Raw genomic sequence first — 16437 nt, 5'->3', positions numbered from 1 at the left:
CTAAAGCATCCCGCTGTGAATGCAATCAGACCAATGGGTAGCCCGGCCTGAATGTCCCAGGCCGGGCCGGCACTCATCGGTTGGCGAAGTACATCGTCACTTCAAAGCCGATACGCAGGTCGGTGTACGCGGGTTTAGTCCACATGGGTCTTTCCTCTTCTTGTACCGGGCCATTCCGGCAAGGTCATTAATGCACGCCACGCCTGGGGCTCGAATGCTACTTTCGAAGCGGTGGGTGGGGTGCGTTGGTATTGGGTGGATGGCATGCAATCGCATAACCCTTGTGGGAGCGAGCTTGCTCGCGATGAGGTCGGGGCATTCAACACTGATGTTGACTGATCGGCCGCTATCGCGAGCAAGCTCGCTCCCACAGGGTGTAGCGCTGTGTTATCGGGTTAGAAGAACCCCAACGGATTGATGTCGTAGCTCACCAGCAGGTTCTTGGTCTGCTGATAGTGATCGAGCATCATCTTGTGCGTCTCACGCCCCACGCCGGACTTCTTGTAGCCACCGAACGCGGCATGGGCCGGGTACAGGTGGTAGCAGTTGGTCCATACGCGACCGGCCTTGATCGCCCGGCCCATGCGGTAGGCGCGGTTGATGTCGCGGGTCCACAGGCCGGCGCCGAGGCCGAACTCGGTGTCGTTGGCGATCGCCAGGGCTTCGGCTTCGTCCTTGAAGGTGGTCACACCCACCACCGGGCCGAAGATCTCTTCCTGGAACACACGCATTTTGTTGTGGCCCTTGAGCAGGGTCGGCTGGATGTAGTAGCCGCTCGACAAGTCACCTTCCAAGTGCTCGGCCGCACCACCGGTCAGCAACTCGGCCCCCTCTTCCCGGGCGATTTCCAGGTAGGAAAGGATTTTGTCGTATTGCTGCTGCGAAGCCTGGGCGCCAACCATGGTCTCGGTATCCAGTGGGTTGCCACGCTTGATCTTGGCGATTTTTTTCATCACTTCGGCCATGAATGGCGCATAGATCGACTCCTGCACCAGTGCCCGGGACGGGCAGGTGCAGACTTCGCCCTGGTTGAAGAATGCCAGTACCAGGCCTTCGGCGGCCTTTTCGATGAAGGCGGGCTCAGCCTGCATGATGTCTTCGAAGAAGATGTTCGGCGACTTGCCGCCCAACTCCACGGTGGACGGGATGATGTTCTCGGCGGCGCATTTCATGATGTGCGAGCCGATCGGGGTGGAACCGGTGAAGGCGATCTTGGCGATGCGCTTGCTGGTGGCCAGGGCTTCACCGGCTTCGCGGCCAAAACCATGGACAATATTCAGCACGCCAGGTGGCAGCAGGTCGGCGATCAGTTCGATGAACACAGTGATCGACAGCGGTGTCTGCTCCGCCGGCTTGAGCACGACGCAGTTACCGGCGGCCAGGGCCGGGGCGAGTTTCCAGGCAGCCATCAGCAGCGGGAAGTTCCACGGGATGATCTGCCCGACCACACCCAGCGGCTCGTGGAAATGATAGGCCGTGGTCAGTTCGTTGATCTCCGCAGCCCCACCTTCTTGGGCGCGGATGCAACCAGCGAAGTAACGGAAATGGTCAGCCGACAGCGGCACGTCGGCATTGAGGGTTTCGCGTACAGCCTTGCCGTTGTCCCAGGTTTCTGCAACGGCGAGGACTTCCAGGTGCTGCTCGATGCGGTCGGCGATTTTCAGCAGCACCAGGGAACGGTCCTGCACCGAGGTCTTGCCCCAGGCGTCGGCGGCGGCATGGGCGGCATCCAGGGCCTTGTCGATGTCCGCGGCGTTGGAGCGAGGGAATTCGGCAATGACTTCGCCGTTGACTGGGGACGTGTTGGTGAAGTACTCGCCGTTGACCGGTGCGACGAATTCGCCGCCAATGAAATTGCCATAGCGCGGCTTGAAGGAAACGACGGCGCCTGGGGTTCCGGGTTGTGCATAGATCATGATGGGGCCTCTGCCTGGTCGATGCCTGTCACGGGACAGGCGATAGGCCGATGGTAGAGAGCCCCGCCGGCCGGACGAATGCGTCGTTGGCAGGGGGGACTCTCGTTATTTGGTCGTAGGTTTTGCTGCGATCCGAGGATGAACCGGGCTTTTTTGTGGGAGCGAGCTGGCTCGCGATGAGGTCGGCACCTCCAGCATGGAGGGTGGCTGATCGACCGCTATCACGTGCCAGCTCGCTCCCACAGGTTCGCTATTTGCCAAGGTTGGCTCAGTGCTTGGCGACAAGCTCTTTGGGCAACTTGAAGGTCCAGAGCATGCCGCCCTGGTTGAAGTCCTTCACACGCTTGGCCACTTCGCCACCCCACAGCGGCACCGCGCCGCCCCAGCCGGAAACCACGGAGACATATTGCTCGCCGTCCATTTCCCAGGTGATGGGCGAGCCAAGCACGCCGGAGCCGGTCTGGAATTCCCAGACTTTTTCCCCGGTCTTGGCGTTGAAGGCCTGCAAGAACCCTTCAGGCGTGCCGGTGAACACCAGGTTGCCCTTGGTGGTCAGGACCCCGCCCCACAGCGGCGCGAAGTTCTTGTGGCGCCAGACTTCCTTGCCGGTCTTGGGGTCGATGGCCCGCAGCACGCCGATGTAGTCCTCGTTCAGCGGCTTGATGGTGAAACCGGCCCCGAGAAACGCCGCACCTTTCTTGTAGGCGATGCCTTCGTTCCAAATGTCCATACCCCATTCGTTGGACGGCACGTAGAACAGACCGGTGTCCTGGTTGTAGGCCATGGGCATCCAGTTTTTCGCGCCAAGGAAGGCCGGCGCCACGAATACCGAACTGCCCTTGGCTTCGCTGCCCGGCGCACCCGGACGGCTGGCCTCGTTGTAGATCGGCCGTCCGTCCTTGTCCAGGCCGGTGGCCCAGGTGATCTTGTCGACAAACGGGAAGCCGCGGATGAATTTGCCGTTGGTGCGGTCGAGCACGTAGAAGAAGCCGTTACGGTCGGCGGTGGCCGCCGCCTTGATGTCCTTGCCGCCTTCCTTGTAGTTGAACGAGATCAGTTCGTTGACGCCGTCATAGTCCCAGCCGTCGTGCGGCGTGCTCTGGAAGTGCCATTTGATGGTGCCGTCGTCCGGGTTCAGGGCCAGACGCGAGGAGGAATAGAGGTTGTCGCCAGGACGCAGGTGGGAGTTCCAGGGCGCCGGGTTACCGGTGCCGAACAGCAGCAGGTTGGTTTCCGGGTCGTAGTAGCCGCCCAGCCAAGGCGCGGCACCGCCGGTTTTCCATAGATCGCCCGGCCAGGTCTTGCCGGCCTCGCCGCCGGAGATACCGTTCTCGACCGCCTTACCATCCTTGTAGACGTAGCCCATGTGGCCTTCCACGGTCGGGCGGGTCCACAACAGTTCGCCATTTTTCGGGTCGTAGGCGCTGATCTGGCCAACCACGCCGAACTCGCCCCCGGCCACCCCGGTAATCAGCTTGCCGTTCACCACCATGGGCGCGGCGCTGATGGAATAACCTTCCTTGTGGTCGGCCACCTTCTTGCTCCACACCACCTTGCCAGTGTCCTTGTTCAAGGCCACCAGCTTGGCGTCGAGGGTGCCGAAGAACACCAGGTCCCCATACAAGGCCACGCCGCGGTTGATCACGTCGCAGCAAGGGCGAATGTCATCGGGCAGGCGCGCATCGTATTGCCACAGCTTCTTGCCGGTGCGCGCATCCACCGCGAACACCCGCGAATAGGAACCGGTGAGGTACATCACCCCGTCCTTGATCATCGGCTGGGCCTGCTGGCCACGCTGCTTTTCGCCGCCGAAGGAGAACGCCCAGACCGGCCGCAGGTCCTTGACGTTATTGACATTGAGGGTATCGAGCGGGCTGTAGCGCTGGCCCTGGACGCCCAGGCCGTTGGTCACGACCTGCTGTGGGTTTTTCGGGTCCTGGAGAATTTCCTGATCGGTCACGGCTGCAAGGGCCGAACCGGACAGCAGCATGGCACTGAGCAGCAGGCTCACGGCGAAGGGTTGGCGGCGTGCGGGATGACTCATGACGGCTACCTCTGCGGTTATTGTTATACCCGGGAAATTTTCCCGGTCTGCCACAGATTCTTGGCCTCGGGGCCGTCGCCAACAATTGCCCGCTGTGTTGAGTTTTCTAGTTCCTTGGTACATGTGGGTCTTGCACACACCCGTGGCGAGGGAGCTTGCTCGCGCTGGGCTGCGAAGCGGCCCCCTTCGCGCGCTACCCTTATTATCGGTGTTGTTGCAGACTTTTTAGGGCCGCTGCGCGCCCCAGCGGGAGCAAGCTCCCTCGCCACAGGGACCTCATACGACCAAGGCTATTGCGGCCTGGCGTCCACCCGTTTCATCACTGCCCGCTCATAACGTGGATAGAGATGGCTGACACTACGAATCAACTCATACCGACTCAGGCTGATCCCGGCGAAGCGCTCGGGGATGGGGCTGCGGATCATCTCGGCCATGTCGTCGCCCCGGGCCGCGCCGTCGCGCATCAGTTGGTCGAGCCAGCCCAGGTAATCGCGCATCTGCGCAAAGGGTTGGGCGTCAGTCGCCACTGGGCCATGACCGGGCACGATCTGCTTCCAGGGCAACGCCTGCAAGGTGTCCAGGTCGTTGAGCCAGACCTCCAGCCCCGGGCTGTTGGGGGTGGTCAGGGCCCGTTCGTAGAACACCAGATCGCCGGCAAACAACACGCCGGTGGTTTCGTCGAGGATTGCCAGGTCGGCCCCGGTATGCCCGGCCAGTTGCAACAGTCGCAAGGTGTGATTGCCCACCGTGAGCACACCGGGCGTCAACACTTGAGTGGGCAACACCACTTCGGTGCCGCGCATCCAGTCGCCCACCAGACGGTACATGTTTTCCGCCATGGCATCGCCCTGCTGCCGCAGCAAGTCCGTGGTCCCCGCCAAGGCACCGATGGGCACGTCGCTGAACGCCTGGTTGCCCAATACATGGTCGGGGTGATGATGGGTCAGCAAGACCTGGACGACCGACTTATCGGTGGTCGCCGCAATGGCCTGGCGCAGCGCCTCGCCGTAGCGCTTCGACGGCCCGGTGTCGATCACCACCACGCCGGCATCGGTGACGATGAAGCCGGTGTTGACGATGTTGCCGCCGTTGGCCTTGGCAAAGTTCTCGGTGCTGCCTTCCAGCAGCCAGGTGCCTTCGGCGATCTGCCGGGGCTTGAGTGAATAATCGGTGGCGGACCATGCCGGCAGGCACAGGCCAAGACAGATCAGTAATAGCCAGCGCATGGCGCGTTCCTTTTGGTCAGGGAATGGCCGCCTCGAACGCGTTGCCGCTGTTATCACGCAGCACCAGGCGGGTCTGTCCTGGGCCTTGGATATCGAAGCCCAGGTTGGGGTTTTCGCTGACCGCCGGGAACAGCTCCAGGCGCGCCAGCAGCTTGCCGTCGGCGTCCAACAGTTGCGCCTGGTTGATGAAGAATTCCGGGATGCCGCTCACCAGGCCGTTGTCCATGGGGTGGGCAATTTGCAGGCGCAAGCGACTCGAATCCCCTCGCGGATAACGACCACCCAGCACCTCGCCCAGATGCTCCTCCCAACCCGGCTGGGTGCGCACCACGCTGGGCGCAGTACAACCACCACCCGCCGCGTCGATCAGGGTCGAGCCGACATGCCACAGACCATCACGGGTCTGCACGGCGGCCCGCAACGGCGTGGCTTGTTCGATGCGAATACGGATCGACAACCAGGGCAGCACCCGCTCCCCCGGTTGGAAGTCGACGATTTTCGGCAACGGATTCAGCTCGGCCCAGGCCAGCACCCGCACGACGTCGCCGGCGAAGGCCCGGGCATCGATTTCCAGCGGCACCTGGCGCGCGTCTTCGGCAAAGGGTGGCGCCAGCAGCCGTACCCGCTCGTCGAACACGAACGGCGCCTCCCCCAACAATTGCTTGTGATAAAAGGCCCACATCACCGACGGCACCGGATCCTTTCCTGGCTCGACCGCCATCGCCAGCCACGGCAGGCACCACAACAGCAGGCCATACGCTCGCCAGTTCATCCCTGCGCTCCTATTGGTACATCTCGGGCACTTCGTAACGCAGGCCGTAATGGGCGTAGACAGCCTTGACGCTGCCATCGCGGATCAAACCTTCCAGTGCCTCTTCCACCGCATAGGCCAATTGACGGTTGCTTTCATGCACCGCCATGCCGATTTCCCAGCGTTGCTTGCCCATGTTCGGATAGGCATTCTCCGCCAGTGCCAATTGCGGATCGGCCGCCTCATGCACTTGCCAGTCGATTTCCCCACGCATGGCCATGACCGCGTCGACCTCGCCAGCCTGCATGGCCTTGAAGGCCTGGCTGACACCAGGGTAATGGCGGGTCTTGGCGCTGAGCATGCCGTTGAACACCGACGTCAGGTAGAACGACGGCACGCTGTCGACTTCCACCCCGATAGGGTGCTGCTGGAACACCGCGACGCTGCCCACCGAATCCAGCCGGCGGCGGTCATACGCCACCTGCCAGCACTCCTGCTGATAAGGCCCGAACATCACCACCTGGGCGTTTTCCAGCTCACCGATGTCGTTGCGCTTTTGCACGTAGTCGTGATCGTACGGCACACGCATCATCAAGTCGGCCAGTTGACGATCATGCAGCGGGCTGCTGCGCCAGATGTAATCACGCAGATCGTCATCGAGCTTCTCGCCGGGCGGTGCCCACATCAGCTTCAGACGCACACCCAGGGCCTTGGCCAAGGCATGGGCCAGTTCGACGTCGACGCCCCTGGGCTGGCCCTGGTCTTCGAAGCTGTAAGGGGCGAAGTCCTTGTAGACCGCCACCTTCAGTTCCCCGGCGGCAATCATCTGGTCGTAGCTGCGCACCTGGGCCTGAACCGCCTGGGCACCTAGCAACACGCAGCAGATTACCCAGGCGAACCAGCGCATGGCGATCACTCCTCGACGTGCACGCTGTCAAGATAGGTGCGCACCGCCCACAAGGCTTCCTGGCTCAGGTAATCGGCCATTTTCGGCATGTAGACCCGACCGTCGCGCACCGCGCCGTGGCGCACGCGCTCGACAAACCATTCGTCTCCGGCTTCGGCGGCGTCCAACATGCGCAGGTCGGGGGCGATCCCGCCGGACTTGGCTTCCAGGCCATGGCAGGCCGCGCAGTTCTGGTTGTAGGCTGAGGCGCCGATTTCCACGGCTTTTTCACGCTCGGGAGAATTGCGATACGGGTTCTGGGCAGCCCACCCATCAGCGTCCAATGGCAAGTTGCTGTCCTTGATCGGGGTCAGCCCCTTGGTTTCCACTGCCTGGGGCACTACGTTGCCATGGGCCCACGCGGAGCCTGCGCCGGTCAGCCCCATCAGTAATGCGGTAACGATGATGGCGTTGCGTTTTGTTGTCATTGTTATGCCCTCTGGATTGCACGCAAGACCTCTTGGCAGAGGCCGTGCCGTCATCTTAGGAACCCTGGGGCGCCAGCCGAATGCTGCTTTGGTGGCCGGGGTCTAGTTCCTTGGTAGCAGGCCATCCGACGCAAGTCGCAAAGACAGGCGGTTCGGGAAGTCTTCCCGGCAAGGGCGGGACTTTTTCCGTATCGGCCAGGCACCGGCGCGACCCAACCTAGTCAGGCCAAAACCTTCACTGGGAACTGCCACCATGAGAATAAAAACGCTACCCGCCCTCTCCGCCCTGACTGTTGCCTTGCTGCTGGCCGGCAGTCTGTCGCTGAGCCCCTTGGCCAACGCCGCGACGCCAGGGGTCAGTTGGGAAGACATTGCCAACGACCACCTGACCACCCAGGACGTGCTGCAATACGGCATGGGCACCAACGCCCAACGCTGGAGCCCGCTGGCCCAGGTCAACGACAAGAACGTCTTCAAGCTCACCCCGGCCTGGTCCTACTCGTTCGGTGACGAGAAGCAGCGCGGCCAGGAGTCCCAGGCCATCGTCAGCGACGGCGTGGTCTACGTCACCGGTTCCTATTCGCGGGTATTCGCCCTCGACGCCAGGACCGGCAAGCGCCTTTGGACCTACAACCACCGGCTGCCGGACAACATTCGCCCATGCTGCGATGTGGTCAACCGCGGCGCGGCGATCTATGGCGACAAGATCTACTTCGGCACCCTGGACGCGCGCGTGGTCGCCCTGGATAAAAACACCGGCAAGGTGGTGTGGAACAAGAAGTTCGGCGACCACGCCGGCGGCTACACCATGACCGGCGCCCCAGTGCTGATCAAAGACAAGACCAGTGGCAAGGTGCTGCTGATCCACGGCAGCTCCGGCGACGAATTCGGTGTGGTCGGGCAGTTGTTCGCCCGCGACCCGGACACCGGCGAAGAAGTCTGGATGCGCCCGTTCGTCGAAGGCCACATGGGCCGCCTCAACGGCAAGGACAGTACCCCGACCGGCGACGTCAAGGCGCCCTCCTGGCCCGACGACAAGACCACTGAAACCGGCAAGGTCGAAGCCTGGAGTCATGGCGGCGGCGCACCTTGGCAGAGCGCCAGTTTCGACGCCGAGACCAACACCATCATCGTCGGCGCGGGCAACCCCGGCCCTTGGAACACCTGGGCGCGCACGGCCAAGGATGGTAACCCCCACGACTACGACAGCCTCTACACCTCGGGCCAGGTCGGTGTCGACCCAAGCACGGGCGAGGTGAAGTGGTTCTACCAACACACGCCCAACGACGCCTGGGACTTCTCCGGCAACAACGAGCTGGTGCTGTTCGACTACAAGGACAAGGACGGCAAGGTGGTCAAGGCCACCGCCCACGCAGACCGCAACGGCTTTTTCTACGTGGTGGACCGCAACAACGGCAAGCTGCAGAACGCCTTCCCCTTCGTCGATAACATCACCTGGGCCAGCCACATCGACCTGAAGACCGGCCGTCCGGTGGAGAATCCCGGCCAGCGCCCGGCCAAGCCATTGCCCGGCGAAACCAAGGGCAAGCCGGTGGAAGTCTCGCCTCCGTTCCTCGGCGGCAAGAACTGGAACCCCATGGCCTACAGCCAGGACACCGGGCTGTTCTACGTCCCCGGCAACCAGTGGAAAGAGGAGTACTGGACCGAAGAGGTGAACTACAAGAAAGGCTCGGCCTACCTGGGCATGGGTTTCCGTATCAAGCGCATGTATGACGATCACGTCGGCAGCCTGCGGGCGATGAACCCCACCACCGGCAAGGTGGTCTGGGAGCACAAGGAACCGCTGCCGCTGTGGGCCGGCGTGCTGGCGACCAAGGGCAACCTGGTGTTCACCGGCACTGGCGACGGATTCTTCAAGGCCTTTGATGCGAAAACCGGTAAGGAGCTGTGGAAGTTCCAGACCGGCAGCGGCATCGTCTCCCCGCCCATCACCTGGGAACAGGACGGCGAGCAGTACATCGGCGTGACCGTCGGCTACGGCGGCGCCGTACCGTTGTGGGGCGGCGACATGGCCGAACTGACCAAGCCCGTGGCCCAGGGTGGGTCGTTCTGGGTGTTCAAGATTCCGAGTTGGGACAAGGCAACCGCGCAGAAATAGCCCGATCCCACCTGAATCCTGATCGATACAACAATCCCCTGTGGGAGCGAGCTTGCTCGCGATGGCGCCGCGTCAGTCAACATCAATGCCGGCTGAACCACCGCCATCGCGAGCAAGCTCGCTCCCACAATTGCCCGAGTTCATGTCATGAGATGCTTGTCATTGCTGCTACTGTTCATTGGCGCCTTTGCCAACGCCGACGACCTCGACACCCCGCTCACCCTCAACGGCTGCGTCATCGCCGAAGCCAGTCAATGCCCCGGCGCCAACCTGCGTGGCGCAAAACTGGCGAACCAGGACCTGCGCAAAATGAACCTCAGCGGTGCCGACCTGCGTGATGCCGATCTGCGGCACGCGCGGCTGGACCTGGCCAACCTTGAGAAAGCCCAGTTGCAGGGCGCCAACCTGACCCGCGCCAGCCTGCAACAAAGCAACCTGCGCCTGGCGGACTTCAGCGGCGCCACGCTCAAGGCGATCCAGGGCTGGGGCCTGTTCGCCCAGGGGGCGCAATTCCAGCGTGCCGACCTGACCGCCGCCTACCTTCAGTTCGCTCGCTTGTCCGGCGCGCGGCTGCAGGGTGCCAACCTGCAGGCCGCTGACCTGGAGATGGCCTGGCTGAGCAAGGCCGACCTCAAGGGCGCCGACCTGCGCGACGCCAACCTGCAGGAGGCCAAGCTCGGCGAAAGCAACCTGGAACAGGCCAACCTGAGCGGCTCCCGCCAGCACTATGGAAATTTCCAGGATGCGAACATGGAAGGCTGCACCGGCTGCCCGACTTCTTGGGATCAGTAAGGATTGCCACAGAACCCTGTGGCGAGGGGATTTATCCCCTCACCACCGTTGACCATCGCAGTGGAACCTGGGATTCACCCCGCCACCCGCACCACCCCCATATCAATCCCCAAGTGCACCAGCTCGGCATGGGAGCTGACCTGCAACTTGCTCTTGAGCAACGTCAGGTGGTTGGACACGGTCTTGGCGCTGATGCACAGCTGTTCGGCGATGGTGCGGGCGGGAGTGCCCTTGGCGAGCATGACGAAGATCTCCAACTCCCGCTGGGTCATGCATTGCAGACGCTGGTCGACATCCTGCCGGGAGCTGGCGCAGGCCAGTTGCGTGGCCAGGGATTGTTCGATGTAGGCATGGCCGGCCAGCACTCGGCGTACCGCTTCCACCAGCACCTGGGGCGCCGAGTTCTTGGTCAGGTAGCCCGCGGCGCCGGCGTCCAATGCCTGGCGCACCAGCGGCAGCTCGTCGTGCATGCTGAAGAACAACACCCGCAATTGCGGCAGGCGCTGGCGCAACCGGCGGGTGGTTTCCAGACCACTGATACCGGGCAGGCCGAAGTCCATGATCACCAGGTGCGGCACCTGCTCCTGCACCTGGCTCAGCGCCTCTTCACCGGTGGCCGCTTCGCGGACCTGCAGGTCCGGCATCAGCACCCGCAACAGGCTGGCGTAGCCCTGCCGAACCACCGCATGGTCATCCACCAACAAAATGTTCATCACGCCTCCAGAGCAATATTCAAGGCCAGCGCCCAACCGGCGCCAGGCTGGCTGATGATGCGCAACTCCCCGCCCAGACTGCGCGCCCGTTCGGACATCGAGTGCAAGCCCACACCGGCGCGCGGTGGCTGCGTCGCACCGCGGCCGTTGTCGCGGACCAGCAAGCGCAGGCGCCCGGCGCGATGTTGCAGGCGAATCCGTACCTGCGTGGCACCGGCATGCCGGGCAACATTGGTGAGGGCTTCCTGTAGCAAGCGATACAGGTGAGTCTTGTCCGATCCGGACATGGGCGGCAATGCTTCGTCGATCCGCAGCTGACAGGCGATGCCCTGGCTGGCCTGCCATTGCCCGGCCAATAGCCCGATGGCCTCGCATAACGGCAGGTGCTGCAACACCACCGGGTACAAGTCATGCACCAGCGCCCGGAAACCCTGTTGCAAATGCTCGCAATGGTCTTCGAGCTGGCTGACGGTCTGCTCCAGCGCCCGCGGTTGATCCATCACCAGGCGCAACAGGCAGGCGCGGGCACGAATGCCAGCCACGTATTGGCCCAGGTCGTCGTGCAGGGTCTGGGCCAGCCGGGTGCGCTCCTGCTCCTGCACGGCCAGCAAGGCCTCGGTGAGTCGGGCGTTATCGGCCTGGGCCTCGGCCAGGGCGGCGGTCATGCGATTGAAATGCCCCGCCAGTTGCTGCGCTTCCGGAACACCTTCAGTGCCCAGGCGCACCTGCAGGTTTCCGGCAGACACCTGACACAGAGCCTGCAGCAATTCATCGAGCAAACCCATGCCCCGGCGTACCGCCCAGCGAATCACCAACAGGCTGAGCGACAGCGCCAAGGCGCAGACGTACAACAGTTGCACCAACGAATCGAGAATCTCGTCGATCTCGTCCCGAGGATCGACGGCAATCCAGGCCCGCCGACCGTCGGGCAACTCCACCACCTGGGCCGCGGGGCCGTCTTCCAGTAGCTGGCGGCCGAGCCAAGCTTTCATCCCGTCTTCGTCCGCGGGGAACCGTTCCCCAGGGGCCAGCCAACGGACCCGCACATGACGTAGGCTGCCGGTCAACCGCGGCTGAAGACTGGCCGGATCGCGCTCGGCGGTTTCACGCAGGTAATGCACCACCGACTCGGCTGATTGCAATTCTCGCGTCACATCGGCCATGGCCTGGTGCAACAGCAGGACGGCACAGGCCAGGGTGACCAGGGCGAAGAAGGCTGACACCCAGAGGTTGATGCGCCATAGGGCCGACATGGCTAGTGCTCCAACCCTGAATTGATACCCCCACCCTGTGGGAGCGAGCTTGCTCGCGATGACGGCGGCACAACCGATACTGAGGCCGACTGAAGCACCGCTATCGCGAGCAAGCTCGCTCCCACAGGAGGGGTTGGAGAGTTCCAGGCCTTGGGACGATCCACCCCGATCAAACTCAGGATCAGCAGCAACGTCAGCAGCAGGGTCTTGAGAGTCCGCATGGTCTGTCCCTTCCTGGGCAATGACGATGCCTGCATCCTAAAACCCCGGCTTCCAACGCGAGTTACTACCTTGGTACTGCCCCGGCGGTACTTTCTGCATATTTCCCCAGAGCCATAGCCTTCCTATGCTGGCGCTACCCGCAATGGAGGACGTCATGCGCCGGCTCGTCAATTACGCCCTGGTTTTTCTGCTGGCAGCGGCGACCGCTCACGCGGGCGACGCCACGCCGCTGCAAGTGCGCATCGGCTACCTGGGTTATCGCCCCGACCCGGGCCCGCTGCTGTCCAATGTCATTGCCGAACCGGCCGATGCCGGGTTGCGCGGCGCTGAGCTGGCGATCGTCGACAGCAACAGCACCGGGCGTTTTCTCCAGCACGACTATCGCCTGGAAAGCGCCAGCGTCGACAGTCCCGAAGCCCTGCTCCAGGCTGCCCGCGCCCAACACGACCAAGGCCTGCGGCTGTTCGTGGTCAATGCACCAGCCACCAGCCTGCGCGATCTCAGCGCCGCCCTACCCGACAGCCTGCTGTTCAACGCCGGCAGCCCCGACGACAGCCTGCGCACCACCGACTGCCTGGGCAACGTGCTGCACAGCCTGCCCGACCGCGCCATGCTCGCCGATGCCCTGGTGCAGTTCAGCGTGGTGCGCAAATGGCAGCGGGCCTTGCTGATCGTTGGCCAGACGCCCGAGGACCAGGCCTATGCCGCCGCATTGCGCCGGGCCATGAAACGCTTCGGCATGAAGATCGTCGCCGAGAAGGCCTGGCAGTTCGACAACGACCAGCGCCGCAGCGCCCAGGCCGACATGCCGCTGTTCACCCAGACCGCCGAGTACGACGTGGTGCTGGTGGCCGACGAGCGAGGTGACTTCGGCGAATACCTGCCCTACCAGACCTGGTACCCACGGCCGGTGGCCGGCACCCAAGGGCTGACGCCCACCGGCTGGCACAAGACCGTGGAAACCTACGGCGCGGCACAGTTGCAAAAACGCTTCGAAGCCCTCGCCGGACGCTGGATGAACGACCGTGACTTCGCCGCCTGGATCGCCGTGCGCAGCATCGCCAGCGCGGTGAGCAAACTGCGTCAGGCCGACCCGTTCGCCATCCGCCAACTGGCCCTCAGCGACCAATTGCCCCTGGACGGTTTCAAGGGCCGCAAGCTCAGCTACCGGCCGTGGAACGGCCAACTGCGCCAACCGATTCCCCTGGTCCAACCCCGGGCGCTGGTCAGCACCTCGCCCCAGGACGGTTTTCTGCACCCCTCCAATGAAATGGACAGCCTGGGCTACGACCGGCCCGAAGTGAGCTGCCGTTACCCCTGATCGATAACAACAATAAGGAAAACCGCCATGCGCCGCCCGCTGTTCAAACCGGCCCTGCTCTGCCAAGTCCTTGCCCTGGGCGCTGTTCTGCTGGCCGCCGGTCCCGCCGCTGCCAGCATCGCCTGGGTCTCCAACGAAAAAGACAACAGCCTGAGCCTGATCGACATGCAGAGCCTGGAAGTCATCGAGACCTTGCCCGTGGGCCAACGCCCCCGCGGCCTGTTGCTGTCCCATGACAATCGCCTGCTCTACATCTGCGCCAGCGACTCGGACCGGGTCCAGGTGATGGACGTCGCCACCCGCAAGATCATCAAGGAGTTGCCTTCGGGCAAGGATCCCGAGCAATTCGCCCTGCATCCCAACGACCGCTGGCTGTATGTCTCCAACGAAGACGACGCCCTGGTCACGGTGATCGACACCCAGACCTCCGAAGTGCTGGGCCAGATCGGCGTAGGTGTCGAGCCCGAAGGCATGGCCGTCAGCCCCGACGGCAAGTGGGCGGTCAACACCAGTGAAACCACGAACATGCTGCACTGGATCGACACCAGCACCCAGACCCTGGCCGACAACACCCTGGTGGACCAACGGCCACGTTTCGTCGAGTTCAATCGCGACGGAACGCAGCTCTGGGCCTCGGCGGAGATCGGCGGCACCCTGACCGTACTCGACGTCGCCACCCGCCAGGTGCTCAAGACCCTGACGTTCCAGATCAAGGGCGTGCATCCGGACAAGGTGCAGCCGGTGGGCATCAAGCTCAGCGCCGACGGCAAGCTGGCGTTCGTCGCCCTGGGCCCGGCCAACCATGTGGCGGTGATCGACGCCAAGACCTTCGAAGTGCTGGATTACCTGCTGGTGGGCCGACGGGTCTGGCAACTGGCTTTCACCCCGGACCAGAAGCAACTGCTGGCGACCAATGGCGTCAGTGGCGATGTCTCGGTGATCGATGTAGAGAGCCGCAAAGTCCTGAAGTCGGTGAAAGTCGGGCGCTACCCTTGGGGCGTGGTGGTCACGCCATGAACGCTCTGGAAGTCAGCGACCTGAGCTTTGCCTATGGCCCGCGCGAAGCCCTCAAGCAGATGAGTTTCAGCCTGCCCGCCGGCCGTTTCGCCGCGCTGCTGGGGCCCAACGGCGCTGGCAAGTCGACGCTGATCGCCCTGCTCACCCGCCTGTACGACCTGCAACGCGGCGATATCCGCGTCGGCGGCCACTCCCTGCGCAAATCACCACGACCGGCCTTGCGCCAGTTGGGCGTGGTGTTCCAACAAAGCACCCTGGACCTGGACCTGAGCATCGAACAGAACTTGCGCTATCACTTGGCGCTCCATGGTTTTTCCCGGCGCCAAGGCTGCGCCCGCATCGATGCCGAACTGATCCGCCAACACCTGACCGAGCGCCGCCACGAGCGGGTACGCGACCTCAATGGCGGCCATCGACGCCGGGTAGAAATCGCCCGCGCGCTGCTCCATGAGCCGCGCCTGTTGTTGCTGGACGAACCCAGCGTCGGCCTCGATCCGGCCAGCCGCCTTGCCCTCGGCCTGCACATTCGACAACTGTGCAGCGAACAGGGCATCAGCGTGCTCTGGACCACTCACTTGCTGGACGAAGTGCAACCCAGCGACGACCTGTTGATCGTGCACCAGGGCCGCCTGGTTGCCAGCGGCCAGGCCGACGCGGTGAGCCTGGAACACGGTGGCACCCTCGGTTCGGCCTTCACCCATTTGACCGCCTCGGGAGCCCGGCCATGAACGCGTATTGGCACTGTTTCAGCGGCATCGTGGTGCGCGAATGGCTGCGCTTCGTGCTGCAACGCACCCGGCTGCTCAGCGCCCTGGTCCGACCACTGCTGTGGCTGCTGGTGTTCGCCGCCGGCTTTCGCGCGGCACTGGGCATCGCCATCATCGCGCCCTATGACACCTACATTCCCTACGAGGTGTACATCGTGCCGGGGCTGGCCTGCATGATCCTGTTGTTCAACGGCATGCAGGGCTCGCTGTCGATGGTCTACGACCGGGAAATGGGCAGCATGCGCGTCCTGCTCACCAGCCCCCTCCCCCGGGCTTTCCTGCTGGCGAGCAAGTTGCTGGCCACCTCGCTGATCTCGCTGTTACAGGTCTATGCCTTTCTTGCCATTGCCTGGCTGTATGGCATCCAGCCACCGGCTATGGGTCTGCTGTCGGCCTTGCCAGCCTTGCTGCTGGTGGCCCTGATGCTCAGCGCCCTGGGCTTGTTGCTGTCCAACGCCATCCGGCAACTGGAGAACTTTGCCGGGGTGATGAATTTCGTGATCTTCCCGATGTTCTTTCTGTCCTCGGCGCTGTACCCACTGTGGAAAATGCAGGAAGCCAGCCCCTGGCTGTACTGGCTCTGCGCGGTCAGCCCGTTCACCCATGGCGTGGAATTGGTGCGTTTTGCGCTGTATGAGCAGTTCAATCTGCTGGCGATGGCGGTATGCGTGGGCTTGACGCTGGTGTTCGCGCTGATGGCGGTGTGGACGTTCAATCCGCAGCATGCGGCGTTGCGTAAGGCGGGTTGATCCTGCCCTATCCCAATATCCCTATGGGTGGAAACCCTGTGGGAGCGAGCTTGCTCGCGATAGCGGCGGATCATTCAGCAATGATGTTGACTGACACACCGCTATCGCGAGCAAGCTCGCTCCCACAAGGGTTCTGCGCGGGGCTCCATGGCTAAAATTACTACTTTAGTACC

General features: G+C 63.2%; 15 protein-coding genes. 6 read left to right on the top strand and 9 right to left on the bottom strand.

Annotation, left to right across the window (positions count from 1 at the left end; all coding sequences use genetic code 11):
* Nucleotides 1–73 precede the first annotated feature (73 nt).
* The 7 genes from pqqA to pedF all read right to left on the bottom strand — a co-directional run bounded on the left by pqqA (nt 74) and on the right by pedF (nt 7311).
* Nucleotides 74–145, bottom strand: coding sequence for a pyrroloquinoline quinone precursor peptide PqqA (pqqA, locus tag AB7M32_RS17540; RefSeq protein ID WP_003243383.1), 72 nt, complete (start codon nt 143–145; stop codon nt 74–76).
* 250 nt (nt 146–395) lie between these two features.
* Complete coding sequence (gene exaC, locus AB7M32_RS17535; protein WP_454250733.1) at nt 396–1916, bottom strand: acetaldehyde dehydrogenase ExaC; 1521 nt, start codon at nt 1914–1916, stop codon at nt 396–398.
* Nucleotides 1917–2184: 268 nt separating this feature from the next.
* Entirely contained in the window at nt 2185–3960 is a 1776-nt protein-coding gene (locus AB7M32_RS17530; RefSeq protein WP_454250732.1) for a PQQ-dependent methanol/ethanol family dehydrogenase, read from the bottom strand.
* 290 nt (nt 3961–4250) lie between these two features.
* Nucleotides 4251–5186: a quinoprotein relay system zinc metallohydrolase 1 gene (locus AB7M32_RS17525; protein ID WP_454250731.1), complete on the bottom strand. Its 936-nt coding sequence runs from the start codon at nt 5184–5186 to the stop codon at nt 4251–4253.
* Between the two features lie 16 nt (nt 5187–5202).
* Complete coding sequence (locus AB7M32_RS17520; RefSeq protein ID WP_060742594.1) at nt 5203–5958, bottom strand: quinoprotein dehydrogenase-associated SoxYZ-like carrier; 756 nt, start codon at nt 5956–5958, stop codon at nt 5203–5205.
* 10 nt (nt 5959–5968) lie between these two features.
* Nucleotides 5969–6844, bottom strand: a complete 876-nt coding sequence (locus AB7M32_RS17515; RefSeq protein WP_454250730.1) for a substrate-binding periplasmic protein — start codon at nt 6842–6844, stop codon at nt 5969–5971.
* Between the two features lie 5 nt (nt 6845–6849).
* On the bottom strand, nt 6850–7311 hold the full coding sequence (pedF, locus tag AB7M32_RS17510; RefSeq protein WP_072405424.1) for a cytochrome c-550 PedF: 462 nt from the start codon (nt 7309–7311) through the stop codon (nt 6850–6852).
* Nucleotides 7312–7564: 253 nt separating this feature from the next.
* Here pedF and exaA point away from each other — a divergent pair, with 253 nt between their 5' ends.
* Nucleotides 7565–9430 (top strand): quinoprotein ethanol dehydrogenase, encoded by a 1866-nt coding sequence (exaA, locus tag AB7M32_RS17505; protein ID WP_454250729.1) that lies wholly within the window; start codon nt 7565–7567, stop codon nt 9428–9430.
* Between the two features lie 147 nt (nt 9431–9577).
* Nucleotides 9578–10222 (top strand): pentapeptide repeat-containing protein, encoded by a 645-nt coding sequence (locus AB7M32_RS17500; RefSeq protein ID WP_454250728.1) that lies wholly within the window; start codon nt 9578–9580, stop codon nt 10220–10222.
* 74 nt (nt 10223–10296) lie between these two features.
* On the opposite strand, the gene AB7M32_RS17495 is transcribed toward AB7M32_RS17500, so the two are convergent.
* Nucleotides 10297–10935, bottom strand: a complete 639-nt coding sequence (locus AB7M32_RS17495; protein WP_454250727.1) for a response regulator — start codon at nt 10933–10935, stop codon at nt 10297–10299.
* Nucleotides 10935–12188, bottom strand: coding sequence for a HAMP domain-containing sensor histidine kinase (locus tag AB7M32_RS17490; protein ID WP_454250726.1), 1254 nt, complete (start codon nt 12186–12188; stop codon nt 10935–10937). Before AB7M32_RS17490 ends, AB7M32_RS17495 begins: the two co-directional genes overlap by 1 nt.
* 376 nt (nt 12189–12564) lie before the next feature.
* Between AB7M32_RS17490 and AB7M32_RS17485 the strand changes: the two genes are divergently transcribed.
* Genes AB7M32_RS17485 through AB7M32_RS17470 form a run of 4 tightly spaced genes read left to right on the top strand, consistent with a single transcriptional unit; the run spans nt 12565 to nt 16264 of the window.
* Nucleotides 12565–13731 (top strand): ABC transporter substrate-binding protein, encoded by a 1167-nt coding sequence (locus AB7M32_RS17485; RefSeq protein ID WP_454250725.1) that lies wholly within the window; start codon nt 12565–12567, stop codon nt 13729–13731.
* A 27-nt stretch (nt 13732–13758) separates the two neighbouring features.
* Nucleotides 13759–14748: a YVTN family beta-propeller repeat protein gene (locus AB7M32_RS17480; protein ID WP_063321454.1), complete on the top strand. Its 990-nt coding sequence runs from the start codon at nt 13759–13761 to the stop codon at nt 14746–14748.
* Nucleotides 14745–15476, top strand: coding sequence for an ABC transporter ATP-binding protein (locus tag AB7M32_RS17475; protein WP_454250724.1), 732 nt, complete (start codon nt 14745–14747; stop codon nt 15474–15476). The genes AB7M32_RS17480 and AB7M32_RS17475 overlap by 4 nt, the downstream gene beginning before the upstream one ends.
* Nucleotides 15473–16264, top strand: coding sequence for an ABC transporter permease (locus tag AB7M32_RS17470; RefSeq protein WP_454250723.1), 792 nt, complete (start codon nt 15473–15475; stop codon nt 16262–16264). Before AB7M32_RS17475 ends, AB7M32_RS17470 begins: the two co-directional genes overlap by 4 nt.
* Nucleotides 16265–16437 lie beyond the last annotated feature (173 nt).

The organism is Pseudomonas sp. R151218B TE3479 (assembly GCF_053629195.1).
The sequence above is the reverse complement of the archived record's forward strand: the minus strand, read 5'-3'. Positions and strand labels throughout refer to the sequence as shown.